General features: G+C 70.5%; 20 protein-coding genes and 1 pseudogene. 7 read left to right on the top strand and 14 right to left on the bottom strand.

Translation table 11 applies throughout. The annotated features are described in order from the left end of the window. Positions 1 to 130: 130 nt before the first annotated feature. Positions 131 to 1144 carry an alpha/beta fold hydrolase gene (locus AAG688_RS01665; protein WP_411833638.1) on the top strand — a complete coding sequence of 338 codons (1014 nt, stop codon included), beginning with the start codon at positions 131 to 133 and terminating at the stop codon, positions 1142 to 1144. A gap of 33 nt (positions 1145 to 1177) precedes the next feature. Beyond that, positions 1178 to 1723 carry a fused DSP-PTPase phosphatase/NAD kinase-like protein gene (locus AAG688_RS01660; protein ID WP_411833637.1) on the top strand — a complete coding sequence of 182 codons (546 nt, stop codon included), beginning with the start codon at positions 1178 to 1180 and terminating at the stop codon, positions 1721 to 1723. A gap of 58 nt (positions 1724 to 1781) precedes the next feature. Here the strand turns inward: AAG688_RS01660 and cyoE are convergent, their stop codons facing one another. The 4 genes from cyoE to AAG688_RS01640 are packed head-to-tail and all read right to left on the bottom strand — an operon-like array spanning position 1782 to position 5212. Continuing rightward, positions 1782 to 2717, bottom strand: coding sequence for a heme o synthase (cyoE, locus tag AAG688_RS01655; RefSeq protein ID WP_411833635.1), 936 nt, complete (start codon positions 2715 to 2717; stop codon positions 1782 to 1784). Between the two features lies 1 nt (position 2718). Beyond that, the gene (locus AAG688_RS01650; protein WP_411833634.1) at positions 2719 to 3876 is read right to left on the bottom strand and encodes a COX15/CtaA family protein; all 1158 of its coding nucleotides are present in this window, start codon (positions 3874 to 3876) and stop codon (positions 2719 to 2721) included. 10 nt (positions 3877 to 3886) lie between these two features. Beyond that, the gene (locus tag AAG688_RS01645) at positions 3887 to 4459 is read right to left on the bottom strand and encodes a hypothetical protein (protein ID WP_411833633.1); all 573 of its coding nucleotides are present in this window, start codon (positions 4457 to 4459) and stop codon (positions 3887 to 3889) included. Positions 4460 to 4486: 27 nt separating this feature from the next. Next, a complete protein-coding gene (locus AAG688_RS01640) occupies positions 4487 to 5212 on the bottom strand; it encodes an SURF1 family protein (RefSeq protein WP_411833632.1) in 726 nt (241 codons plus the stop codon). A gap of 66 nt (positions 5213 to 5278) precedes the next feature. Here AAG688_RS01640 and AAG688_RS01635 point away from each other — a divergent pair, with 66 nt between their 5' ends. After that, positions 5279 to 5497 carry a twin transmembrane helix small protein gene (locus AAG688_RS01635; protein WP_411833631.1) on the top strand — a complete coding sequence of 73 codons (219 nt, stop codon included), beginning with the start codon at positions 5279 to 5281 and terminating at the stop codon, positions 5495 to 5497. A gap of 148 nt (positions 5498 to 5645) precedes the next feature. Here the strand turns inward: AAG688_RS01635 and AAG688_RS01630 are convergent, their stop codons facing one another. Genes AAG688_RS01630 through AAG688_RS01605 form a run of 6 tightly spaced genes read right to left on the bottom strand, consistent with a single transcriptional unit; the run spans position 5646 to position 10341 of the window. Further along, positions 5646 to 6524 (bottom strand): cytochrome c oxidase subunit 3, encoded by an 879-nt coding sequence (locus AAG688_RS01630; RefSeq protein WP_411833630.1) that lies wholly within the window; start codon positions 6522 to 6524, stop codon positions 5646 to 5648. Positions 6525 to 6551: 27 nt separating this feature from the next. Continuing rightward, a complete protein-coding gene (locus AAG688_RS01625) occupies positions 6552 to 7127 on the bottom strand; it encodes a cytochrome c oxidase assembly protein (RefSeq protein WP_411833629.1) in 576 nt (191 codons plus the stop codon). Then, complete coding sequence (locus AAG688_RS01620; RefSeq protein WP_411833628.1) at positions 7124 to 7258, bottom strand: hypothetical protein; 135 nt, start codon at positions 7256 to 7258, stop codon at positions 7124 to 7126. Before AAG688_RS01620 ends, AAG688_RS01625 begins: the two co-directional genes overlap by 4 nt. A gap of 18 nt (positions 7259 to 7276) precedes the next feature. Beyond that, the gene (gene ctaD, locus AAG688_RS01615; RefSeq protein ID WP_411833627.1) at positions 7277 to 8890 is read right to left on the bottom strand and encodes a cytochrome c oxidase subunit I; all 1614 of its coding nucleotides are present in this window, start codon (positions 8888 to 8890) and stop codon (positions 7277 to 7279) included. A 29-nt stretch (positions 8891 to 8919) separates the two neighbouring features. Further along, positions 8920 to 9849 carry a cytochrome c oxidase subunit II gene (coxB, locus tag AAG688_RS01610; RefSeq protein WP_411833626.1) on the bottom strand — a complete coding sequence of 310 codons (930 nt, stop codon included), beginning with the start codon at positions 9847 to 9849 and terminating at the stop codon, positions 8920 to 8922. An 18-nt stretch (positions 9850 to 9867) separates the two neighbouring features. Continuing rightward, complete coding sequence (locus tag AAG688_RS01605) at positions 9868 to 10341, bottom strand: DUF2244 domain-containing protein (RefSeq protein WP_411833625.1); 474 nt, start codon at positions 10339 to 10341, stop codon at positions 9868 to 9870. Between the two features lie 213 nt (positions 10342 to 10554). Here AAG688_RS01605 and putA point away from each other — a divergent pair, with 213 nt between their 5' ends. Together putA and AAG688_RS01595 are read left to right on the top strand one after the other, a co-directional pair. Next, positions 10555 to 13767: a bifunctional proline dehydrogenase/L-glutamate gamma-semialdehyde dehydrogenase PutA gene (putA, locus tag AAG688_RS01600; protein WP_411833624.1), complete on the top strand. Its 3213-nt coding sequence runs from the start codon at positions 10555 to 10557 to the stop codon at positions 13765 to 13767. A gap of 335 nt (positions 13768 to 14102) precedes the next feature. Beyond that, complete coding sequence (locus AAG688_RS01595; RefSeq protein WP_411833623.1) at positions 14103 to 15260, top strand: GGDEF domain-containing protein; 1158 nt, start codon at positions 14103 to 14105, stop codon at positions 15258 to 15260. Between the two features lie 217 nt (positions 15261 to 15477). Here AAG688_RS01595 and AAG688_RS01590 read toward each other — a convergent pair whose 3' ends face one another. Then, on the bottom strand, positions 15478 to 16818 hold the full coding sequence (locus tag AAG688_RS01590; protein WP_411833622.1) for an OmpP1/FadL family transporter: 1341 nt from the start codon (positions 16816 to 16818) through the stop codon (positions 15478 to 15480). A gap of 221 nt (positions 16819 to 17039) precedes the next feature. On the opposite strand from AAG688_RS01590, the gene AAG688_RS01585 reads away from it, so the two are divergent. Both AAG688_RS01585 and AAG688_RS01580 read left to right on the top strand, forming a co-directional pair. After that, a complete protein-coding gene (locus AAG688_RS01585) occupies positions 17040 to 17711 on the top strand; it encodes a rhomboid family intramembrane serine protease (RefSeq protein WP_411833621.1) in 672 nt (223 codons plus the stop codon). 61 nt (positions 17712 to 17772) lie between these two features. Further along, positions 17773 to 18093: a DUF1820 family protein gene (locus AAG688_RS01580; protein ID WP_411833620.1), complete on the top strand. Its 321-nt coding sequence runs from the start codon at positions 17773 to 17775 to the stop codon at positions 18091 to 18093. Positions 18094 to 18132: 39 nt separating this feature from the next. On the opposite strand, the pseudogene AAG688_RS01575 reads toward AAG688_RS01580, so the two are convergent. From AAG688_RS01575 to gpmI, 3 genes and pseudogenes are all read right to left on the bottom strand, one after another. Next, a pseudogene (locus tag AAG688_RS01575) lies at positions 18133 to 19431 on the bottom strand (S41 family peptidase); the annotation flags it as partial. A 109-nt stretch (positions 19432 to 19540) separates the two neighbouring features. Next, entirely contained in the window at positions 19541 to 20770 is a 1230-nt protein-coding gene (locus AAG688_RS01570) for a murein hydrolase activator EnvC family protein (protein ID WP_411833619.1), read from the bottom strand. Next, positions 20767 to 22320: a 2,3-bisphosphoglycerate-independent phosphoglycerate mutase gene (gpmI, locus tag AAG688_RS01565; protein ID WP_411833618.1), complete on the bottom strand. Its 1554-nt coding sequence runs from the start codon at positions 22318 to 22320 to the stop codon at positions 20767 to 20769. Before gpmI ends, AAG688_RS01570 begins: the two co-directional genes overlap by 4 nt. Positions 22321 to 22377: the final 57 nt, after the last annotated feature.

Below are 22377 nucleotides of genomic sequence, written 5' to 3'. Positions count from 1 at the left end.
GACCTGGCCAGTGGCAGGCTGGAAGTGCTGAGCCTGGCACATCCCGTGGGACGTCGAGGATTTCACCCTCGCCCACGACGGCCGCCACCTGGCCTACCTGAGCAACGAGGACGGCATCGGCAAGGTGCACGTGCTGACCCTGCCCGATCACGCGCCGGTCGCGCTGCCGGAACTGCCGATCGGCGTGATCGGCGGCGGCCATTTCTCGCCCGACGGCAAGCGCCTGGCGATCGCGCTGAACACCGCCACCTCGCCCAGCGACGCCTACGTGATCGACCTGGCCGGCGGCACGTTGGAACGCTGGACGCGCAGCGAGGTCGGCGGCCTGGACACGGCCAGGTTCGTCGCGCCGACCCTGATCCGCTATCCCACCTTCGACGAAGCGGACGGGCAGCCGCGCACCATCCCCGCGTTCTACTACCGGCCCGCCAAGGCGGCGGCCGGCGGCAAGCATCCGGTCGTCATCAGCATCCACGGCGGCCCGGAGGGCCAGTCGCTGCCGTCGTTCAACGCCAGCACGCAGTTCCTGCTCAACGAACTGGGCGTGGCGGTGCTGCTGCCCAACGTGCGCGGCTCGTCCGGCTACGGCAGGACCTGGCTGTCGCTGGACAACGCGGAGAAGCGCGAGGACTCGGTCAAGGACATCGGCGCGCTGCTGGACTGGATCGCGCGGCAGCCGGAACTGGACGCCAGCCGCGTCGGCGTGGTCGGCGGCAGCTACGGCGGCTACATGGTGCTGGCCTCGCTGATGCACTACAGCGATCGCATCCGCGCCGGCATCGACGTGGTCGGCATCTCCGACTTCAGCACCTTCCTCACCAACACCGAGAGCTATCGCCGCGACCTGCGCCGCGCCGAGTACGGCGACGAGCGCGACCCGGCGATGAAGGCGGTGTTCGACCGCATCTCGCCGCTGAGGAACGCCTCGCGCATTCGCGCGCCGTTGTTCGTCGCGCAGGGGCGCAACGATCCGCGCGTGCCGTACACCGAGGCCGAGCAGATCGCCGCGGCGGTGCGCGGCAACGGCCAGCCAGTGTGGTTCCTGATGTTCGACGACGAGGGCCACGGCTTCCGCAAGAAGGCCAACAGCGACTACTTCGGCGCGGCCAGCGTGCTGTTCTGGCAGCGGCACCTGCTGGATTGACGATCCGCAAGACAGATCCATGCGAGGTTCACCATGAAGACCGTTTCCGTCCTTTGCCTGGCCCTGCTGCTCGCCGCCTCCGGCGCGCATGCCGGCGAGTTCGCCCAGCCGCGCCCGGGACTGCACACCGGCGGCCAGCCGACCGCGCAGGATCTGGCCGATCTGCGCGCGCAGGGCGTGGCCACGATCATCGACCTGCGCGGCGCGGACGAGGATCGCGGCTACGCCGCCGCCGCCGAAGCGCAGCGCCTGGGCCTGCGCTATGTGGCCTTGCCGATCGCCGGCAAGGACGACATCACCCCCGCCAACGCCGCGCGCCTACAGGCGCTGCTGGACGCCAGCGGTGACGGCGTGCTGCTGCACTGCGCCTCCGGCAACCGGGTCGGCGCGCTACTCGCGCTGGCCGCGCAGCAGCAGGGCAAACCGGTGGAGGAAGCGCTGCAAATCGGCCGCGACGCCGGACTGAAGTCGCTGGAACCGGTGGTGGCGGAAAGGCTGCAGGCGCAACACGCCTGCACGGCCCGCGACGGGCAGCAGGTCGCGCAGGCCGGCAACCTCCCACAGGACTGCGCGCCCTGACGGGCGCGCCGCTTCGGCCAGGGCTGCCGAGTAAGCTCGGCTCTACAAGGCCGGCCGTTCAAGCGGCCGGTACGAATTCCATCAGCGCCGGCGCGGCCGGTTGCAGCCACGGCATCAGCCAGTGGTCCACCAGCAGGAACGCGAACAGCGCCATCAGGTAGACGATGGAGTAGTTGAACACGCGCATCGCGAAGAATTCGTCCGGCGGGTTGAGCAGCTTCCACGCGTACCACAGGAACACCGAGCCCAGCACCAGCGCGCCGCCCAGGTAGAACAGCCCGCTCATGCCGAACACCACCGGCAGCACCGTCACCTCGACCAGCAGCACCGTGTAGAACAGGATCTGCCAGCGCGTGTAGGTCACCCCGTGGGTCACCGGCAGCATCGGCACCAGCGCGCGCGCGTAATCCTCGCGGCGGAAGATCGCCAGCGCCCAGAAGTGCGGCGGCGTCCACACGAAGATGATCAGCACCAGCAGCAGCGCATGCGGCCAGTCCCACTCGCCCTGCATGCCGGTCATCGTCGCCCAGCCCAGCAGCGGCGGCGCCGCGCCGGCGATGCCGCCGATGACGATGTTCTGCGGCGTGGCGCGCTTGAGGAACACCGTGTAGACCACCGCGTAGCCGATCAGCGAGGCGAAGGTCAGCAGCGCGGTGATCGCGTTGACCCAGATCACCAAGATGGCCATCGACAGCGCCGCCAGCGCCAGCGCGAACACCAGCGCCTGCCACGGCTTGACCTGGCCCTGCACCAGCGGCCGCCACGAGGTGCGCGCCATCTTCGCGTCGATGCGCGAATCCAGCAGCTGGTTGATCGCCGCCGCGCTGGACGCGGCCAGCCAGATGCCGGCGAAGCCCAGCGCGCCGCGCAGCAGCTGCGCGCCGTCGGGCGCGCCGTCCACCGCCAGCAACATGCCGACCAGCGCGGTGAACACGATCAGCGCGACCACGCGCGGCTTGGTCAGGTCCCAGTATTGGCGGATCGATGCGGACATGTCAGTGCGGCCTGCGCACGCGCGCGATCAGCGACACCAGCGCGAACAGCAGCAGCGCGGCGCCGCCGTTGTGCGCCACCGCCACCGGCAGCGGCAGGTTGAGCTTGACGTTGACGACGCCCAGCGTCACCTGCGCCACCGTCAGCAGCGCCAGCGCCGCCGCCCAGCCGCGCATGCCCGGCGTGCGCAGCAGCCGCCACGCCAGCGCCAGCAGGTACAGCGCCGCCACCACCGCCATCAGCCGGTGCGCCATCTGGATGGCGATGCGCGAGGCGCCGTCGAGCACGCCGCCCTCGTAGTCCACGCCGATGCCGCGCCACAGCACGAAGCCCTCGCGGAAGTCCGCCGGCGGCCACCAGCGACCCGCGCAGGTGGGGAAGTCCAGTCCGCAGGCCAGCGCCGCGTAGTTGGCGCTGACCCAGCCGCCCAGCGCGATCTGCACGCCCAGCAGGGCCAGCCCGGCCAGCAGCCAGCGCCGCAGCGCCGGCGCGTCGGCCAGCCGGATCGGCAGGTCGGTGGCGCGCCAGGCCATCCAGATCAGCAGCGAGAAGGTGGTCAGCCCGCCCAGCAGGTGCCCCATCACCACGATGGGTTTCAGCAGCCAGGTCACCGTCCACATGCCCAGCAAGGCCTGGAAGATGATCACCGCCAGGGTCAGCGCGCCGGCGCGCGCCAGATCGACGTTGCTCCAGCGCAGCGCGGCCAGCAGCAGGATCGCCTCGCCGGCGATCGCCAGCGCCGAGGCGGCGACGTGATCGCCGCGCATGTACAACGGGATGGCGATGGCGACCAGCGCCGAGGCCGCCAGCACCTGCGCGATGCCGTGGCGGCGGCGGCGCGCGGCCAGCAGCGCCAGCGCCAGCACGAGCACGCCGAGGGTGGCGGCGAGGTGGCGGTGGACCTGCTCGCGCCAGGCCTTGCTGTCCTCGAACGGGCGGATCGCGCTGGCGGCGTGGTCGCTGACCTCGTGGGCGGCCTGCGGCCAGGCCGCGCGGCCGTAGCAGGTCGGCCAGTCCGGGCAGCTCAGGCCGGCGTCGGACAGGCGCACGAACGCGCCGAACACCACCACGCACAGGGTCAGCGCCACCGCCAGCCAGGCGATGCGGTGGAAATGGCGGTACAGCACCGGACGCGGCGCCGCGGTAGGGGTCGGATTCATCGGCCGTGGCTCACATCAGCTTCAGCAGCTTGGACACGTCGGTGCGCAATCCGGCCGGATCGAAGCCCGGCGCGTAGCGCAGCACCACGAAGCCGTGCGGATCGATCACGTACACCGGCACGCCGGCCGGGTCGTCCAGGCCCGGCAGCAATGCCTCCAGCCCGCTGCCCGGCCGCAGCACGCGCAGCGAGGCCGGGCGCGGCGCGCCGGCCGGCGGCTCGCCGATCCACAGGATCTCGACGTCGTCGGCGTTGTGCCCGAACAGCTGCCACACCTTGTCCAGGTCCTCGCCCAGCTTCACGCAAGGCTGCGCGCACGCCGCCGGCGGCGCCAGCGCGATGCGCCAGGTGCGCTCGCCCGGATTCCATTCGTACGCCGCGCCGTCGGCCAGCCGCGGCACGATCGCGCGCGCGTCGACCGGCGGCTGCAGCATCTGCCCGTGGTTGCGGTGGGTGGCCGGCTGCCAGCCGCTGAAACGCAGCGCACCTGCGCCGAGCACGGTGCCGAAGAACAGCGCGAACAGGCCGACCAGCATCCAGCGCCCGCGGCGGGTCTGGGCGGGATCGTAGGCGGGAACATTCATGCCGCGCATTTTCTCACGGGTGGCGGATCATTGCCGCCTGCACCGCCGCAGGCCGAGCACGGCGGCGGTCGCCAGCACCGCCAGCGCCAGCCCGAACCACTGCACCGCATAGCCGACGTGGCGCTCGGGCGGCAGCGTGTTGGGCAGGATGTCGAGATCGCGCGGATAGCCCAGCGGCAGTTGCGGATCCAGCTTCAGCACGCGCGGAGCCAGCGACGGCACGCCCAGCGCGTCGGCCAGACGATGGGTGTCCAGTGCCGCGACCAGCAGTTCGCCGCCGGGCTGGCGCGCCGGTTCGGCGCTGACGAAGCCGGCCGCAGGCGGTGGCGCCAGCAGCCCGCGCAGGCCCACGCTGCCGCCAGGCAGCGCGATCGCCGGCATGCGCCGGTCGGCGGCCACCGGCAGCCAGCCCAGTTCGACCAGCAGCGGCGCGCCGCCGGCCGCCGGCGCGTAGGCGCGATAGACCCGCACGCCCGGCAGGCCCTGCCGGCCCTGGTTGTCGAGTAGCACCGCCGGCGCCTCGATGAACCGTCCTTCGCCCGCCGCCCAGCCGTAGTCGCCGCGCAGGCGCTCGTCGCCGGCGGCCGACAGCGGCGCGGCATCATCGCGCCGGTCCACCGCCTGCCGGACCTCGGCCAGCATCGCGCGCTTGTGATCCGCGCGTCCCCATTGCCATGTGCCGAGGCTGGCGAACAACCCCGCCAGGATCAGCGCCAGCAGCCAGCCCAGCGCCGGCGGCATGCGCCGGCTCACCCGCTGTTTCCCCGGCGCTGCGATAATGCGCGCTCGCCGCGGGATTCCCCGCCCATCGAGGCCGGCATGAACGATTCGCTGAAAACGCTGCTGATCATCGCGTTCCTGATCATGATCCTGTGGAACCTCGGCGCCGGGCTGTACTACCTGCTGGTCGACAAGGGCCAGAGCAAGCGTACCGTCAATGCACTGACCCGTCGCATCGGCCTGTCCGTGCTGCTGGTCCTGATCATCATCGTCTCGGCGAAGATGGGGTGGATCCAGTTCCACGGTGTCGGCCGCTGAGCGGCCGACGGGAATAGGGAATGGAGAATCGGGAATAGGAAAAAGCGCGGGCGCCACGAAGGCGCCCGACACCAAATCCGCGGGGAGGGATTGGCTTCTAACCATTCCCCATTCCCCATTCCCCATTCCCGATTCCCCATTCCCTGCCTCAAAGCACGTAGACGAACAGGAACAGCCCCAGCCACACCACGTCGACGAAGTGCCAGTACCACGCGGCCGCCTCGAAGGCGAAGTGGTTGTCGGCGCTGAAATGGCCCTTGGCCACGCGCAGCCACATGATCGCCAGCATCAGCGTGCCGAGGAACACGTGCGCGCCGTGGAAGCCGGTCAGCATGAAGAAGGTGGAGCCGTAGATGCCCGAGCCCAGGGTCAGGTTCAGCTCCTTGTAGGCATGGATGTATTCCTCGACCTGGAAGAACAGGAACAGCGCGCCCAGCAGCACGGTGATGCCCAACCAGGTCAGCACCTGCACGCGGTGGCCCGCCTTCAGCGCATGGTGGGCGATGGTCAGGGTGATGCCCGAGGTCAGCAGGATCAGGGTGTTGAGCAGCGGCAGTCCCCACGCCGGGATGGTCTGGAATTCGCCGCCGACCTGGCCCGGCCCGGCGCTCGGCCAAGCCGCGCTGAAGCCTTCCCACAGCAGGCTGTGGGTCAGCACGCCGTCGCCCTCGCCGCCCAGCCACGGCAACGCGTACTGACGGGCGTAGAACAGCGCGCCGAAGAACGCGCCGAAGAACATCACCTCGGAGAAGATGAACCACACCATGCCCATGCGGAAGGACACGTCCACCTGGCGGTTGTACTGGCCGGACACCGACTCGCGGATGACGTCGCCGAACCACATGAACAGCGTCGCGCACATCAGCGCCACGCCGACGAAGAAGGTCCACTTGCCCCAGCCGATGTCGTTGAGCCAGGTGGCCACGCCGAGCATGGTCACGAACATGGCGACCGAGCCGAACAGCGGCCACTTGCTGTGGTGGGGGACGAAGTAGACGTTGGCGTCCGGCGAATGCGTTTGGGCCATGGCGGAGTCTTCCGGTGAATGCTCGAATCAGGGCGCCGCGAGCGGCGAGGGCGACGCGTTGGCCGTGCCGATCTGCGCGGTCATGGCGTCGTTCTTGAAGAAAGTGTAGGACAAGGTGATCTTGTTGACGTCGGCCGGCAGGTCCGGATCGACGATGAAGCGCACCGGCATGTCGCGCACCTCGCCGGCCTGCAGCGTCTGCGCGGTGAAGCAGAAGCACTCGGTCTTGGTGAAGTAGCCCGACGCGCGCGCCGGCGCCACCGACGGCACCGCGCTGCCGACGATCGGCCGCTGGCCGTCGTTGCGGGCGAAGTACCTGGCCTCGTACAGCTCGCCCGGCACCACGTCCATCGTCAGCTGCTCCGGGTGGAACGCCCACGGCAGCCTGGAATTGACCCCGCCGTCGAACTCAACGGTGATCGTGCGCGCCTTCTTCGCCGCCAGCTGCGCCTGCATGCTGCCCGGCCCCTGCTCCAGGCGGATGCCGAACACCTTCTCGCAGGCGATGCGGTACAGCGGCACCAGCGAGAAGGTCAGCACGAACACCGCCAGCGCCACCCCGACCAGCTTGAACAGCCCCGCGCTGCTGGACGGCGCGCTCATGCGTTGAGCACGCCGGACAGGATGAACAGCACGTAGATCGCCAGCGCGATGCCGCCGACGATCAGCGCCGTGCGCACCACCGCCTTGCGGCGGCGGGCGGCCTGTTCGGGCGTGATCGGCGGGGCGTCCATCTCAGCTACCTGGCCGCGTCAGTGGGTCACGTCGCCGTGCGCCAGATCGCCGTCCTTGATGACCGGCGGCACGGTGAAGGTGTGGTGCGGCGCCGGCGACGGCACGGTCCATTCCAGGCCCTTGGCGTTCTCCCAGGCGCGCGCGTCGGCCTTGGCGCCGCTGCGCAGCGACGACCACAGGATCGCGGCCATCATGAACGGCGTGACGAACATGCCGAACGCGCCGATCGAGCTGACCAGGTTCCAGTCGGCGAACACCGGGTTGTAGTCCGGGATGCGGCGCGGCATGCCGGCCAGGCCGAGGAAGTGCTGCGGGAAGAACAGCAGGTTGACGAACACGATCGTCCACCAGAAATGGAACTTGCCCCAGAACTCGTTGTACATGCGGCCGGTCCACTTCGGCCACCAGTAGTAGGTCGCGGCGATGATCGAGAACAGCGCGCCGGTCACCAACACGTAGTGGAAGTGCGCGACCACGAAGTAGGTGTCGTGGTACTGGAAGTCGGCCGGCACGATGGCCAGCATCAGGCCGGAGAAGCCGCCGATGGTGAACAGGATGACGAAGCCGACCGCCCACAGCATCGGCGTCTCGAACGTCAGCGAGCCCTGCCACATCGTCGACACCCAGTTGAACACCTTCACGCCGGTCGGGATGGCGATCAGCATGGTGGCGAACATGAAGTAGATCTCGCCGCCCAGCGGCATGCCCACCGTGAACATGTGGTGCGCCCACACGATGAACGACAGGAAGGCGATCGAGGCGGTCGCGTACACCATCGCCTGGTAGCCGAACAGCGGCTTGCGGCTGAAGGTCGGGATGATCTCCGAGACCACGCCGAACGCCGGCAGGATCATGATGTAGACCTCGGGATGGCCGAAGAACCAGAAGATGTGCTGGTACATCACCGGGTCGCCGCCGCCGGCGGCGTTGAAGAAGCTGGTGCCGAAGAACTTGTCGGTCAGCAGCATGGTGACCGCGCCGGCCAGCACCGGCATCACCGCGATCAGCAGGAACGCGGTGATGAGCCAGGTCCAGCAGAAGATCGGCATCTTCAGCAGGTCGATGCCGGGCGCGCGCATGTTCAGCACGGTGGCGATGATGTTGATCGCGCCCATGATCGAGCTGACGCCCATCATGTGGATCGCGAAGATGGTGAAGGCGACGTTGTAGCCGCCCTGCAGCGACAGCGGCGGGTACAGCGTCCAGCCGCCGGCCGGCGCGCCGCCCGGCAGGAACAGCGTCATCAGCAGCAGGGTGAAGGCGAACGGCATGATCCAGAAGGACCAGTTGTTCATGCGCGGCAGCGCCATGTCCGGCGCGCCGATCTGCAGCGGGATCATCCAGTTGGCCAGGCCGACGAAGGCCGGCATCACGCCGCCGAAGATCATCACCAGCGCGTGCACGGTGGTCATCTGGTTGAAGAACATCGGGCTGACGATCTGCAGGCCCGGGGTCATCAGCTCGGCGCGGATGACCACGCTCATGCCGGCGCCGATGATGAACATCACGAAGGAAAACAGCAGGTACAGCGTGCCGATGTCCTTGTGGTTGGTCGAGAAGAACCAGCGCTCGATGAAGCCCTGCCGGTGGCCGTGGTGATCGTCGTGGTGATCCGCTGCGGTGTGTGCCATGTTCTTGATCTCTTGCAATGCGGTGACGATCAGGCCTGCGCCGCGTCAGCGGCGGCCGGTTCGCTGGAAGGAGCGGCCTCGCCCTCGCCCTCGGCCGGGGCGGCCTCGGTGGCCGGGGCCGGGGCCGGCTCGGCGGCGGCCGGCGCCGGCTTGCGCGCGGCCAGCCACTGCTCGAACTCGGCCTTGGGCACGGCGCGCACGACGATCGGCATGAAGCCGTGGTCCTTGCCGCACAGCTCGGCGCACTGGCCGCGGTACACGCCCGGCACCTTGATGTCGGTCCAGGCCTCGTTGATGATTCCGGGGATGGCGTCCTGCTTCCAGCCCAGCGCCGGCACCCACCAGGCGTGGATGACGTCGTCGGCGGTGATCACGAAGCGGATCTTGGTGTCGATCGGCAGCACCAGCTCGTTGTCCACGTCGAGCAGGTAGTTGGGATGGGACTTGTAGTCCGGCACCTGGCCGCTCTGGCGGATGCGGTCGGACTCGCGGTCCAGGCGGCTGGTGAAGGACACGCCCTCGCCCAGGTACTCGTACTTCCACATCCACTGGTAGCCGGTGATCTTGACCGTCATCTGCGAATCGCGGGTGTCGTACATGGCGATCAGCTTGGCGGTGGCCGGCCAGGCCATCACGATCAGGATCAGCACCGGGATCACCGTCCAGATGATCTCGGCGGTGGTGTTGTGGCTGAACTGGGCGGCGACCGCGCCCCTGGACTTGCGGAACTTGAACATCGCATAGCCCATCGCGGCGAACACGATGATGCCGATGACGATGCAGACCCACAGCGCGATCATGTGCGCGTCGTAGGCGTGCTGCGAGGAGGCGGTGACGCCGCGTCCCATGTTGAGCTGCCACGGCTTCGGGTCCGCCGACTGCGCCCATGCCAGCGCCGGCGCCGCCAGCAGCGCGCACGCCGCCATCAAACGCTTCCAGTACCCATTTGCTTGCGTCATTGCCTAGACCCCAATGCGTCATCGGTTGCGGCCGCACGCGACCGCCAGTAGTTCCTGCAACCTGCCCGCCAGCTCGCGGCGCTCGCCTGGACCGAGGAAGCTGCCCACCTCGACCCGCCGACCGCCGCTCGCCAGCGAAATCCTTTCGCCTTCCGCCTCCACCTGCAGCCGTACCCAGTACGGATGCGCGTGGAACACCACGCCTGCCGCGCGCTGGACCTCCACCACCTCGGGATCGACGGTGATGTCCTCGCCGCGCTCGCCGCTGCGCCAGAGCCAGCGCAGCGCCGCAGCCGCCAGCGCGCTGTGCAGCAGCGCGAAGGCCGGTGCGTAGGCGTTGCCGGCCAGCCAGCCCAGCCCGGCCACCAGCCACATCAGGCCGGCCAGCGCCGCGAACAGCCCCACGAACTGGCTTGCCGTCAGCGCCCGGGGCGGCCGCAGCCTCAACTGCGTCCCTTCCGACCCGGTCGATGGCGGAAGCACCTGGATCATGTCGCCAGCCGCGCGGCACAGGCCGCGGAAACCCCACAGATGGTAGCCCTCAGCACAGACAGCGGCAAGTTGCATTGATCCAGCGCAATCGCTCCATCGCCGTCGGCGACGACGCCGGCGGCGGTCCACCCAGGGCGAAAAGCCGCCTGCATGCCCGCGGCGGGACGCTGCCCTAGAATGGCGGCCTCCTTTCCGTCGCGCCCGCGCCCGCCAATGTCCACGCCTCTGTCCCAGCCTGTCCCGCCGCCACCGGCGGACGCTCCGATCATCGCCACGGAGCTGCCGCCGGCCCCGCCGCCGCTGCGCGCGGCCATCACCGCCGCCTGGCTGAAGGACGAGACCGCGCACGTGCGCGAGCTGCTCGAACAGGCCCGGCTGCCGGCCGACGAGCAGGCCCGCGCGCAGGCGCTGGCCGCCGATCTGGTGCGGCGGGTGCGCGCCCGCGCCAAGGACCAGGGCGCGATCGAGGCCTTCATGCGCCAGTACGACCTGGGCAGCGAGGAAGGCGTGCTGCTGATGTGCGTGGCCGAGGCGCTGCTGCGCATCCCCGACCAGGCCACCGCCGACGCGCTGATCCGCGACAAGCTGGGCGAGGCCGACTGGAGGAAGCACCTGGGCGGCAGCGACTCGGTGCTGGTCAACGCCTCGACCTGGGGCCTGATGCTGACCGGCAAGCTGGTCCAGCTCAACGACCTGACCCGCGCCGACGTGCCCGGCGCGTTCAAGCGCCTGATCGGCCGGGTCGGCGAGCCGGTGATCCGGCTGGCGGTGCGCCAGGCCATGCGCATCATGGGCCACCAGTTCGTGATGGGCCGGACCATCGACGAGGCGCTGGCGCGCAGCCGCAAGGGCGACAACGCCGGCTACCGCTACTCGTTCGACATGCTCGGCGAGGGCGCGCTGACGACCAGGGACGCGGCGCGCTACCTGGAGGCCTACCGCAAGGCCATCCACGCGATCGGCCGCACCGGCCCGTTCGGCGACGTATTCGCCGCGCCCAGCATCTCGATCAAGCTCTCGGCGCTGCACCCGCGCTACGAGCACGCCAAGCGCGCGCGGGTGATGAAGGAGCTGGCCCCGGCCATCCTGGAGCTGGCGCAGCTGGCCAGGTCCCACGGCATCGGCTTCACCATCGACGCCGAGGAGGCCGACCGGCTGGAGCTGTCGCTGGACCTGATCGAGGCGACCTTCTCCGACCCGTCGCTGGACGGCTGGGAAGGCTACGGCCTGGCCGTGCAGGCCTACCAGAAGCGCACCCCGTACGTGATCGACTTCCTCGCCGACCTGGCGCGCCGGGTCGGCCGGCGCATGCCGGTGCGGCTGGTCAAGGGCGCCTACTGGGACGCGGAGATCAAGCGCGCGCAGATCGACGGCCACCCGGGCTACCCGGTGTTCACCCGCAAGCCGAACACCGACGTGTCCTACCTGGCCAACGCGCGGCGGATGTTCGGGCACGACGACGCGCTGTACCCGATGTTCGCCACCCACAACGCGCAGACCATCGCCGCGATCCGCTCGATCGCGCAGGGCCGTCCCTACGAGCACCAGAAGCTGCACGGCATGGGCGACGACCTCTACGCCGAGGTGGTGCCCGCCGATCGCCTGGGCGTGCCGTGCCGCGTCTACGCGCCGGTCGGCAGCCACGAGGACCTGCTGCCCTACCTGGTGCGCCGCCTGCTCGAGAACGGCGCCAACTCCAGCTTCGTCAACCGCATCACCGACGAGGACGTGGCGATCGAGGACCTGATCCGCGACCCGGTGCGGACGGTGTCGGACTTCGACGTCATCCCGCATCCGCGCATCCCGCTGCCGGTGGATCTGTTCCGCCAGCCGACCGCCAACATACCCGCTTCAGACAGGAAGAACTCCATGGGCGCCAACCTCGCCAACGACCAGGATCTGCACCGGCTCGCCGAACGCGTCAACGCCGCCATCAAGCCCTGGCGCGCCGCGCCGCTGGTGCCCGGCGCGGTCGTCGCCACGCCGGCGGCCAACGTCGCCAACCCGGCCGATCGCCGCCAGGTCGTCGGCGAGTGGCAGCCGGCCGACGCGGCGGTGGTGGAGAAGGCGCTGGCCAACGCGGTGGCCGCGCAGCCGGGCTGGGACCGCACCCCGGCCGCCAGCCGCGCGGCGATCCTCGAGCACGCCGCCGACCTGCTGGAGCAGCGCCTGCCCGAGTACATCGCGCTGTGCGTCAAGGAAGCCGGCAAGACCATCCCCGACAGCGTGGCCGAAGTGCGCGAGGCGGTGGATTTCCTGCGCTACTACGCCGCGCAGGCGCGCGCGCAGTTCGGCGCGCCCGAGCGCCTGCCCGGCCCGACCGGCGAGTCCAACGAACTGCAGCTGCAGGGCCGCGGCGTGTTCGTCTGCATCAGCCCGTGGAACTTCCCGCTGGCGATCTTCCTCGGCCAGGTGTCGGCGGCGCTGGCCGCCGGCAACAGCGTGATCGCCAAGCCGGCCGAGCAGACCAACCTCATCGGCCATGCGGCGGTGAAGCTGCTGCACGAGGCCGGCGTGCCGGAAGCGGTGCTGCAGTTCGTGCCGGGCGACGGCGCGATCGTCGGCGCCGCGCTGACCCAGGATCCGCGCGTGGCCGGCGTGGCCTTCACCGGCTCGACCGAGACCGCGCGCGCGATCAACCGCGCGCTGGCCGCGCGCGACGCCGCCATCGGCGTGCTGATCGCCGAGACCGGCGGCCAGAACGCCTTCATCGCCGACTCCTCGGCGCTGCCCGAGCAACTGGTCAAGGACGCCATCGGCAGCGCGTTCACCTCGGCCGGCCAGCGCTGCTCGGCCGCGCGCGTACTGTTCGTGCAGGACGACATCGCCGACAAGGTGATGACGATGCTGGCCGGCGCGATGGACGAGCTGAACGTCGGCGACCCCGGCCTGCTGTCCACCGACGTCGGCCCGGTGATCGACGACGACGCGCTGAAGATCCTCGAGGACCACGCCGCGCGCATGGCCGGCGAGGCGCGCCTGATCAGGCAGGCGCCGCTGGGCGAGCAGGCGCGCCACGGCTGCTTCTTCGCCCCGCGCGCGTGGGAGCTGAATTCGCTGGAGCAGCTGCACCGCGAGATCTTCGGCCCGGCGCTGCACGTGATCCGCTGGAAGGCCGACCAGCTCGACGCGGTGATCGACCAGATCAACGCGACCGGCTACGGCCTGACCCTGGGCGTGCACTCGCGCATCGACGAGACCATCGAGCGCATCGCCGCGCGGGTGAAGGTGGGCAACGTCTACGTCAACCGCAACCAGATCGGCGCGGTGGTCGGCGTGCAGCCGTTCGGCGGCCAGGGCCTGTCCGGCACCGGCCCCAAGGCCGGCGGCCCGCACTACCTGCCGCGCTTCGCCACCGAGAAGACCATCACCGTCAACACCACCGCCGCCGGCGGCAACGCCTCGCTGCTGACGCTGGGCGAATGACGCGATTGACGGTGGACGGCCATCGCTGCCGTCCACCGTCCTCCGCCGCGCGGTTCCGGCGCGGCCCGGTGCCATGATGACGTCGGGCCCGATGGTCAGCGTCCCTCTGTGGGAGCGACGTCAGTCGCGACGGTTCATCGGCAAGGCTTCATCGCGACTGACGTCGCTCCCACGGATTGCTCCACGCGATCGCCGCCATGCCCGACTGCCGGCGGCGCTGGACGGATGCGGCTGCGTCCTTCATGGTCGCGACTGGCCGCGGCGCCGGGCCATGCCGGATTCCCCGGCTTACTGCGTTGTAGGTCGGACGCGCCCCCGAGCGATTGCCCATTGCGATGACTACCGATTTCTACAACCTGCTGATCAGCGACTGCATCCTGGCGTTCCTGCTGCTGGGGCTGTTCTGGTACGTGGGCAACGTCTCGCGCGGCGTGCGCGGCATCGCCACCTGGGGCGTGGCGCACTTCGTCTACTCGCTGGGCGCGGCGATGCTGGACGGCACCTCGCAGCAGATGCTGCGCGGCGGGCAGACCGACACCGCGCAGGCGATCGCCGGACTCGGCGGGCTGCTGGCCTGCGCCGGACTGGCGGGCTTGGCGTGGTCGATCACCGGGTTCGTGCAGCAGCGCCGGATCAACCGCCGCGAGTTCATGCTGATGCCGCTGTCGGTGGGCCTGTCGCTGGCCGGGTGGATCTTCTGGAACACCACCGACGCGCAGGGCGCGGCGATGAGCGCGGTGGAGGTGGTGGTGATGGCGGTGATGATCTGGCGCCTGCGCGAGCTGCGCAGCCGGCCCGACCGGGTGCCGGCGCAGCTGATGATCCTCGGCTGCGCCGGCCTGATGTGGCTATACGCGAGCGACCTGTACAACGCCGTAGGCGGCGAATACGGCCCCAACCAGTTGTGGGTCAACGCCGACCTGTCGATCTGGTTCCTGCTCAACTTCTGCATGCTGATGCTGACCAGCTTCCACGCCGCCGAATCGCTGCGCCAGAGCGCGCTGTTCGATCCGCTGACCGGTGCGCTGAACCGCCGTGGCCTGACCAGCGAGCTGCGCCACCACGGCGAGCGCGGCGATGCCCACGGCGTGGCGGTGATCGCGCTGGACTTGGATCACTTCAAGGCGGTCAACGACCGCCACGGACACGAGACCGGCGACATGGTGCTGCAGCGCTTCTCCGACGTGGTGCGCGGCTGCATCCGCAACCAGGATCTGTTCGTGCGCGTCGGCGGCGAGGAATTCGTGCTGGTGCTGCGCGACACCCGCCTCGACGACGCGCGGCAGACCGCCGAGCGCATCCGCAGCCAGGTCAGGGCGCTGGAACTGGACAAGGGCGGGGTGGCGTTCCAGGTGACGGTGAGCCTGGGCGTGGCCTACAGCGATCGCCGGCTGACCCCGTTCAAGCAACTGATGCGGCTGGCCGACGAGGCGCTGTACGAGGCCAAGCACAACGGCCGCAACCGCACCGAGCTGCGGATGCAGCCGGGGTGACGGGAAGTTGGCTGCGGTCCGCACGGCTTGTGTGGGAGCGGCGTCAGTCGCGACGCAATGCTGATAAAGCCCCATCGCGACTGACGTCGCTCCCACAGTGGGACGGCTGGGCGAGATTTCCATGCCAGTGCTTCGCACGATTATCCGCGCCGACTTCCGCCAGCCATAAAGAAACCCCGCCGAAGCGGGGTTTCTTGCGACACAGGGTGATGCGGTCTCAGAAGCGGTACTGCGCCGAGATGCCGTACAGGTTGGCGTAGCCGTCGAAGCCGCCGGCCACGCGCGAGCCGCCGCTGGTGGTGTCGATGCGCGGATCGCGCGGCTCGATGCGGGTCAGCGCGAAGTTGACCTCCAGCGCCTCGCTGAGCTGCCAGCTCGCGCCGACCGAGTAGAAGATGCGGTTGGCGTCGGGCAGGCGCGGGGTGCGGTGCGCCAGGCTGGTCGGGGTCTCGTCGTAGGCCACGCCGCCGCGCAGCGTCCAGGCGTCGTTGAGCTTGTACTCGGCGCCCAGCGCGGCGAAGAAGGTGTCGCGCCACTGGAACGGCTCGACCGAGTCCGGATCCGGATTGGCGAAGTCGATGCGCACCTCGCGCAGCGACGACCAGCCGGTCTCGGCGTAGGTGGCGTTCAGCGCGAACGCGTCGCTGACCTGCCAGCTGGCGGCGACCTGCAGGATCGACGGGGTGGTCAGCTTGGCCAGTGCGTCGCCGTCGCGGAACAGCGGCGCGGTCGCCGGGTTGCTGCCGAACACGGCCTGCACGTTGGCCGGCACGGTCCAGTCGGCGGTGCCGCTCAGTTCGTAGTCGATCTCGGAGCGGTAGCTGACGCCGATGGACAGGGTGTCGGTCGGGCGGAAGTGCGCGCCGACCAGCCAGCCGAAGCCGTTGTCGTCGCCCTGCACCTCGGCCATGCCGTCGGCGGCCTGCGGGCGCGCGAACGGCAGCGGGCGGGTCGCCGGGTTGGCGAACAGCAGGCTGCCGAAATCCACCGCCTTGGACAGGGTGACGTCGGCGCGCGAGGCGATCACGCCCACGCCCACCGAGAAGCGATCGGTGATGTCGATCGCGCCGGACAGGGTCAGGTCGACGATCTTCACGTCCGAGGTCAGCGCGGCGTAGCGGCCGGCCCAGCCGGGCTCGTATTCGGTCTTCAGGCCGAACGGGGCACTGACCATCGCGCCCAGCGCGACGCCATTGTCGAGCTTGTGCACCACCGACAGCGCCGGCACCGGGGTGACGTCGCCGGCGTTGCCGCCGTTGCCGCCGGTCAGCGGCTGGCCGAGCGCGTCGCGGCCGCTGCCCTGGAATTCGTAGTTGAGATCGATGACGGTGAGGTCGGCCTGCACCGTGGTGCCCTCGAACCGGGTCATCGCGGCCGGGTTGTTGACCACCACCGAGGCGTCGCCCTTCTTGGCGGCGGTGCCGGCGAAGGAACTGCCCATCGACTTGACGCTGTTTTCCTTCAACTGGAAACCGGCGGCCTGGACCTGGCCGGCGGCCAGGGCGCCGGCGATGCCGAGCGCGAGGACGGAAAAGCGGGTGATGCGGGTTGCTGACATGGGATCATTCTCCGGAAGACGTGAGGGAGGTGTTTGTGCCTGCATCGTGCATGGATCGGCGATGTTTCCGCCTTGCTCCATCCGCCGGAAACCCCTCCCGACATACGACGCCGTTTGCAAGTATAGCGGGCAACGTAACGTTAACAATCGCCATCGGTCACCCTTCCCCTGTTCAGTTTGAAGGAAGCGTCCAAGGGGCCGGACCCGGTAGAGTGCGCGCGATGTTCATCCCGCTGCCCTCCCGCCGCAAACCCTCGCTGCGCTGGGCCACGCCGGCGCTGTTCGCGCTGCTGTGGCTGGCGTTCCTGTGGGCCAAGACCCGGCACGGGGCGATGCAGGACGACCTGCTGCGCGAATGGGGCGCGCTGACCGGCATGGCCGGCGTGCTCGACGGGCATGCCGCGCTGCGGCTGGTGACCGCGCTGTTCCTGCACGCGGACTGGGCGCACCTGCTGGGCAACCTGGTGTTCCTGCTGATCTTCGGCCTGCCGGCCGAGCAGGCGATGGGACCGTGGCGCTTCCTGTTGCTGTTCCTGTTCGGCGGCGCGGCGTCCAACCTGGCCGCGGCGCTGGCCATCCCGGCGCCGGACAACGTGATCATCGGCGCCAGCGGCGCGGTGTCGGCGGTGATCGGCGCCTACCTGGCGCTGTTCCCCACCGCCAAGCTCGGGGTGGTGCTGCCGCTGGGGCTGTTCCTGGAGTTCGTCAAGGCGCCGGCCTCGCTGCTGATCGGCATCTGGGCGCTGCTGCAGGTGGTGTTCGCCTACATCGGCCCGGCCTTCGGCGCGGTGGCCTGGTCGGCGCACATCGCCGGCTTCCTGTTCGGGGTGGTGTTCGCGCTGTTCGTGCGCGCGGCGATCGCCCGGCGGATGCGCAAGCGGATGGGCTATTGAGGGCCGGGATTGGGGACGCCCAATCCCCAATCTCCAATCCCCGCTCCCTATAATCCGCCTCATGAAGAACACGCTCCACAAGGTCACCTTCCTCAACCACGGCAGGATCTACGAGCTGTACGCGCAGCACGTGGCCAGCAGCGCGCTGTGGGGCTTCACCGAGGTCGGCGAACTGGTGTTCGACGTGCACGACGGGCTGGTGGTCGATCCGACCGAGGAACGCCTGCGCGACGAGTTCGGCGGCACGCGCGTGCTGCACCTGCCGATGCAGAGCATCGTGCGGATCGAGGAAGTCGAGCGAAAGGGCCAGTCGGCCATCCGCGACGCGGCCACCGGCGAGAAGGTGGTCACGCCGTTCCCGATGCCGGCCAAGCCGCGCTGAGCGGCGCCCGGCGATGTCGCCGGGTCAGCGCGCCCTGGGCCTGGCGGCCGGTGCCGGCGCGCCGGCGGTGGTGATCTTCTTCAGCTCGGCCAGCGCCTCGGCGATCGGCGCGTCGCCTTCCAGCACGTCGCCGGCGGCATAGCCTTCCAGGCCTTCCTCGTCGCCGCGCAGGTGGCCCGGCAGCGCCGCTTCGCTGTAGTCGGGCAGGTTGCCGGCCGGTTCGGCGTCGGCGGGCTTGATCACCACGTCCGGGACGATGCCGCTGGCCTGGATCGACTTGCCGCTGGGCGTGTAGTAGCGCGCGGTGGTCAGCTTGACCGAGTCGCCGTTGCCCAGCGGCAGCACGGTCTGCACCGAGCCCTTGCCGAAGGTGCGGCTGCCGGCGATGCGCGCGCGGCCGTTGTCGCGCAGCGCGCCGGCCAGCACCTCCGAGGCGCTGGCCGAACCGGCGTCCACCAGCACCACCACCGGCGCGCCGCGCAGGCGATCGCCCGGGCCGGCGTCGAAGCTGGAATCGCTGGCCGCGGTGCGTCCGCGCGTGCTGACGATGTTGCCCTTGTCGAGCAGGTCGTCGGCCACCTGCACCGCCGCCAGCAGCAGCCCGCCGGGATTGCTGCGCAGGTCGATCACCAGCCCGCGCAACTCGCCCGCCGCCTTCAGCGCATCGACCTGGCGCTGGAAATCGGCGGCGGTGTCGGTCTGGAAGGCGCTGATGCGGACGTAGCCGTAGCCGGGTTCAAGCATCCGGCTGCGCACGCTGGCGATGCGGATCCTCTCGCGCACGACGGTCACCTCGAACGGCCTGGGCGTGCCCTCGCGGGAGATGCTCAGGGTGATCCTGCTGCCCGGCTCGCCGCGCAGCGGCTCCATCCCGGTCTCGGCGCTGATCGGCTTGCCGTCGATGGCGATGATGAGATCGCCGGAGCGCAGGCCGGCGCGTGCCGCCGGGGTGCCGTCGATCGGCGCGATCACGCGCAGGGTGTTGTCGGGCTGCTGCATCAGCTCCACGCCGATGCCGTCGTAGGCGCCGGTGGACTGCTCGTTGAAGTTGTCCGCGTCCTCCTTGTCGAGGTAGGCGCTGTGCGGATCCAGATCCAGCAGCAGGCCGCGGATCGCCGACTGCATCAGCTTGCGGTCCTCGACCGGCTCGACGTAGGCGTCCTTGACCGCGTTGAACACCGCCACGTAGCGGCGGATCTCCTCCAGCGGCACGCGCGCCGGCGCGGTCTCGGCGGCGTCCGGATCGTCGCTGGAGGCGACCTTCTCTTCCTGCGACTGGGCCCAGGCCGGCATGGCGGCCAGGGCGATCAGGGCGGCGAGGGAAAGGCGCAGACGCATGCAGGACTCCGTGGGGGGCGATGGCAGCGGCCCGGCGGGACGATGCGGCATGGGCGCAGATTATGCTTGAGGGCTGCGTAAAAGCATCGTTGCGCGCGGGCCCGCGCGTTCAGCGCCGCTGCAGCCAACTGGCCGGATCCACCGGGCGGCCGTCGCGGCGCAGTTCGAAGTAAAGCGCCGGCGTGCCCTGCGCGCCGGAGCTGCCGACCCGGGCGATGGCGTCGCCGCGGGCGACGCGATCGCCGGTGTCGCGCAGCAGGCTGTCGTTGTGCGCGTACAGGCTCATGTAGCCGTTGCCGTGATCGAGGATCAGGATCAGGCCGTAGCCGGTCATCCATTCGGAGAACACCACCGTGCCGTCGGCCACCGCGGTGACGGTGCTGCCGACCGGCGCGCCGATCAGCACGCCCGGACTGGTGCGCCCGTCCGGCAGCCGGCCGCCGTAGCGGGTGAGCAGGTTGCCCGACAGCGGCCAGCCCAGGCCGCCGACCCGCGGCGCCGGCGCGCTGGCCACCGCCGGTCGCGCCGGCGCGCGCGTGGCCGGCGCCTTGTCGCGTCCGGCCTGCGCCTGCGCGGCACGGCGCGCGGCCGCCTGGCGCTGCGCCTCGGCGCGGGCGGCGGCGGCGCGCAGGCTGGACAGCAGTTGCTCCAGCGCGCGCGCGTCCTGCCCCAGCGCCTTCTCGCGCGCGCTGCGGTCTTGGTAGCGGCGTTCGAGATCGGCGACCAGGTCGGCGCGCGTCCTGCGATCCAGGCGCAGGTCGGCCACCTGCGCCTGCTGGGCGCGGCGGGCGGCGTCGAGCTGTTCGCGGCGCTGCACGATCTGCGCTTCCAGCGACTGCAGTTCGTCCAGCTGGCCGGACAGCGCGGCGATGCGGCTGGCGCGATCCCGGTGCAGGTAGCCGTGGTAGGTCAGCGCGCGGCGCGCGCCGGCGACGCTTTCCTGCGCCAGCAGCACCTTCAGCGGCGCGTCGCCGCCGACCGTGTAGGAGGCGCGCAGCAGCGCGGCCAGCTCGGCGCGATCGCGTTGCTGGCGCTGCTGCAGTTCGGCGCGGCGCTGCTGCAGGCCGGCCAGCGCGGCTTCCTCGCGGCGCAGCGCGGCCTCGGTGTCGGCCAGCGTGCGGCTGGAGCGGCCGACCTGCTCGTCGGCCTCGCGCAGCTTGCGCGAGGCGTCGCCGCGCTCGCCTTCCAGCTTGCGGCGCTCGCGCGCGATGCTGCCCAGCTCGCCGCGCACGCGCTCCAGGCGGCGCTCGGTCTCGCGCGGGTTCTGCGCCGGCGCCAGCAGCGCCGGCGCAATCGCCAGCGCCAGCACCCAGGCGAGCGTGCGCGCGGCGCGGATCATCCCGCGGCGGCGAGCAGGCTGCGGCCGCTCATTTCCTGCGGCTGCGGCAGCCCGAGCAGATCCAGCAGGGTCGGCGCCACGTCGCGCAAGGCGCCTCCTTCGCGCAGGGCGGCCGCGCGCGTGCCGACGTAGACGCACGGCACCGGGCCGACGGTGTGGGCGGTATGCGGCTGGCCGGTGGCCGGGTCGCGCATCATCTCCAGGTTGCCGTGGTCGGCGGTGATCAGCAGCGCGCCGCCGGCCGCGCGCACCGCCGCCTCGACCGCGCCGATCGCCTGGTCCACCGCCTGCGCGGCGAGGATGGCGGCCTGCAGGTCGCCGCTGTGGCCGACCATGTCCGGGTTGGCGATGTTGCAGACGATGGCGTCGAAGCGGCCCGAGCCGATCGCCTCGACCAGCCGCGCGGTCAGTTCCGGGCAGCTCATCTCCGGCTGCAGGTCGTAGGTGGCGACCTGCGGGCTGGGGATGAGGATGCGCTCCTCGCCTTCGAACAGGTCCTCGCGGCCGCCGCTGAAGAAGAACGTCACGTGCGCGTACTTCTCGGTCTCGGCGATGCGCAGCTGGGTCAGGCCATGCCGCGCCAGCAGCTCGCCGAAGGTGTTGCGCAGGTCGTCCGGGCCGAACGCCACCGGCGCCGGCAACCGGGCGTCGTACTCGGTCAGGCAGACGTAGCGCGACAGCCGCGGGCGGCGCGCGATGAAGCCTTCGAAGTCCGGCGACACGAACGCGGCGCTGAGCTGGCGCGCGCGATCGGCGCGGAAGTTCATGAACACCACCGCGTCGCCGTCGGCCATCGGCTGCGCGCCGTCGATGACGGTGGGCAGCACGAACTCGTCGTTCTCGCCGCGCGCGTAGGCATCGGCCAGCGCGGCCAGCGCGTCGGGCGCGTGGTGCACGGCCTGCGCCTCGACGATGGCGTCCCAGGCCTTGCGCAGGCGGTCCCAGCGCTTGTCGCGGTCCATCGCGTAGTAGCGGCCGCTGACCGAGGCCACGTGCGCGTTGCCCAGCGCCGTGCAACGCTCCTGCAAGGCGCGCAGGCTGGCTTGCGCCGACTGCGGCGGGGTGTCGCGGCCGTCGAGGAAGGCGTGCACCGCCACCCGCGGCACGCCCAGCCGATGGGCCAGGTCCAGCATCGCGAAGACATGCAGCTCGTGGCTGTGCACGCCGCCGGGCGAGAGCAGGCCCATCACGTGCAGGGTGCCGCCGGTGGCGAAGGCGTCGGCGCAGGCGCCGGCCAGCTGCGGGTTGGCGAAGAAGCTGCCGTCCTCGATGGCCGCGTCGATGCGGGTCAGGTCCTGGTAGACGATGCGGCCGGCGCCCAGGTTCATGTGCCCCACTTCCGAATTGCCCATCTGCCCGTCCGGCAGGCCGACGTGGCGGCCCTCGGTGTGGATCAGCGTGTGCGGGCAGGTCGCCAGCAGGCGCCGCCAGTGGGGCAGGTCCGCCTGCGCCAGCGCGTTGTCCTCCGGCTCCTCGCGATGGCCCCAGCCATCGAGGATCAGCAGGACGACGGGCTTGGGACGCGCGGACGTGGCGGGGGATGCGGACACGGTGGGGTTCCAGTGACTTCAGGCAGGTGCCGATTGTAGCCAAGCATGTTGCGATAG

Source organism: Pseudoxanthomonas mexicana (genome assembly GCF_046736355.1).
Lineage (GTDB): Bacteria > Pseudomonadota > Gammaproteobacteria > Xanthomonadales > Xanthomonadaceae > Pseudoxanthomonas_A > Pseudoxanthomonas_A mexicana_B.
The sequence above is the reverse complement of the archived record's forward strand: the minus strand, read 5'-3'. Positions and strand labels throughout refer to the sequence as shown.

Excerpts from the sequence above, each read along its gene's own strand:
- AAG688_RS01595 (WP_411833623.1), top strand. The coding sequence starts at position 14,103 with ATGACTACCGATTTCTACAACCTGCTGATCAGCGACTGCATCCTGGCG.
- cyoE (WP_411833635.1), bottom strand. The coding sequence starts at position 2,717 with ATGTCCGCATCGATCCGCCAATACTGGGACCTGACCAAGCCGCGCGTG.
- AAG688_RS01635 (WP_411833631.1), top strand. The coding sequence starts at position 5,279 with ATGAACGATTCGCTGAAAACGCTGCTGATCATCGCGTTCCTGATCATG.
- AAG688_RS01660 (WP_411833637.1), top strand. The coding sequence starts at position 1,178 with ATGAAGACCGTTTCCGTCCTTTGCCTGGCCCTGCTGCTCGCCGCCTCC.
- AAG688_RS01630 (WP_411833630.1), bottom strand. The coding sequence starts at position 6,524 with ATGGCCCAAACGCATTCGCCGGACGCCAACGTCTACTTCGTCCCCCAC.
- AAG688_RS01605 (WP_411833625.1), bottom strand. The coding sequence starts at position 10,341 with ATGATCCAGGTGCTTCCGCCATCGACCGGGTCGGAAGGGACGCAGTTG.
- AAG688_RS01580 (WP_411833620.1), top strand. The coding sequence starts at position 17,773 with ATGAAGAACACGCTCCACAAGGTCACCTTCCTCAACCACGGCAGGATC.
- ctaD (WP_411833627.1), bottom strand. The coding sequence starts at position 8,890 with ATGGCACACACCGCAGCGGATCACCACGACGATCACCACGGCCACCGG.
- coxB (WP_411833626.1), bottom strand. The coding sequence starts at position 9,849 with ATGACGCAAGCAAATGGGTACTGGAAGCGTTTGATGGCGGCGTGCGCG.
- AAG688_RS01645 (WP_411833633.1), bottom strand. The coding sequence starts at position 4,459 with ATGAATGTTCCCGCCTACGATCCCGCCCAGACCCGCCGCGGGCGCTGG.
- putA (WP_411833624.1), top strand. The coding sequence starts at position 10,555 with ATGTCCACGCCTCTGTCCCAGCCTGTCCCGCCGCCACCGGCGGACGCT.
- AAG688_RS01625 (WP_411833629.1), bottom strand. The coding sequence starts at position 7,127 with ATGAGCGCGCCGTCCAGCAGCGCGGGGCTGTTCAAGCTGGTCGGGGTG.
- AAG688_RS01590 (WP_411833622.1), bottom strand. The coding sequence starts at position 16,818 with ATGTCAGCAACCCGCATCACCCGCTTTTCCGTCCTCGCGCTCGGCATC.
- AAG688_RS01620 (WP_411833628.1), bottom strand. The coding sequence starts at position 7,258 with ATGGACGCCCCGCCGATCACGCCCGAACAGGCCGCCCGCCGCCGCAAG.
- AAG688_RS01650 (WP_411833634.1), bottom strand. The coding sequence starts at position 3,876 with ATGAATCCGACCCCTACCGCGGCGCCGCGTCCGGTGCTGTACCGCCAT.
- AAG688_RS01585 (WP_411833621.1), top strand. The coding sequence starts at position 17,040 with ATGTTCATCCCGCTGCCCTCCCGCCGCAAACCCTCGCTGCGCTGGGCC.
- AAG688_RS01570 (WP_411833619.1), bottom strand. The coding sequence starts at position 20,770 with ATGATCCGCGCCGCGCGCACGCTCGCCTGGGTGCTGGCGCTGGCGATT.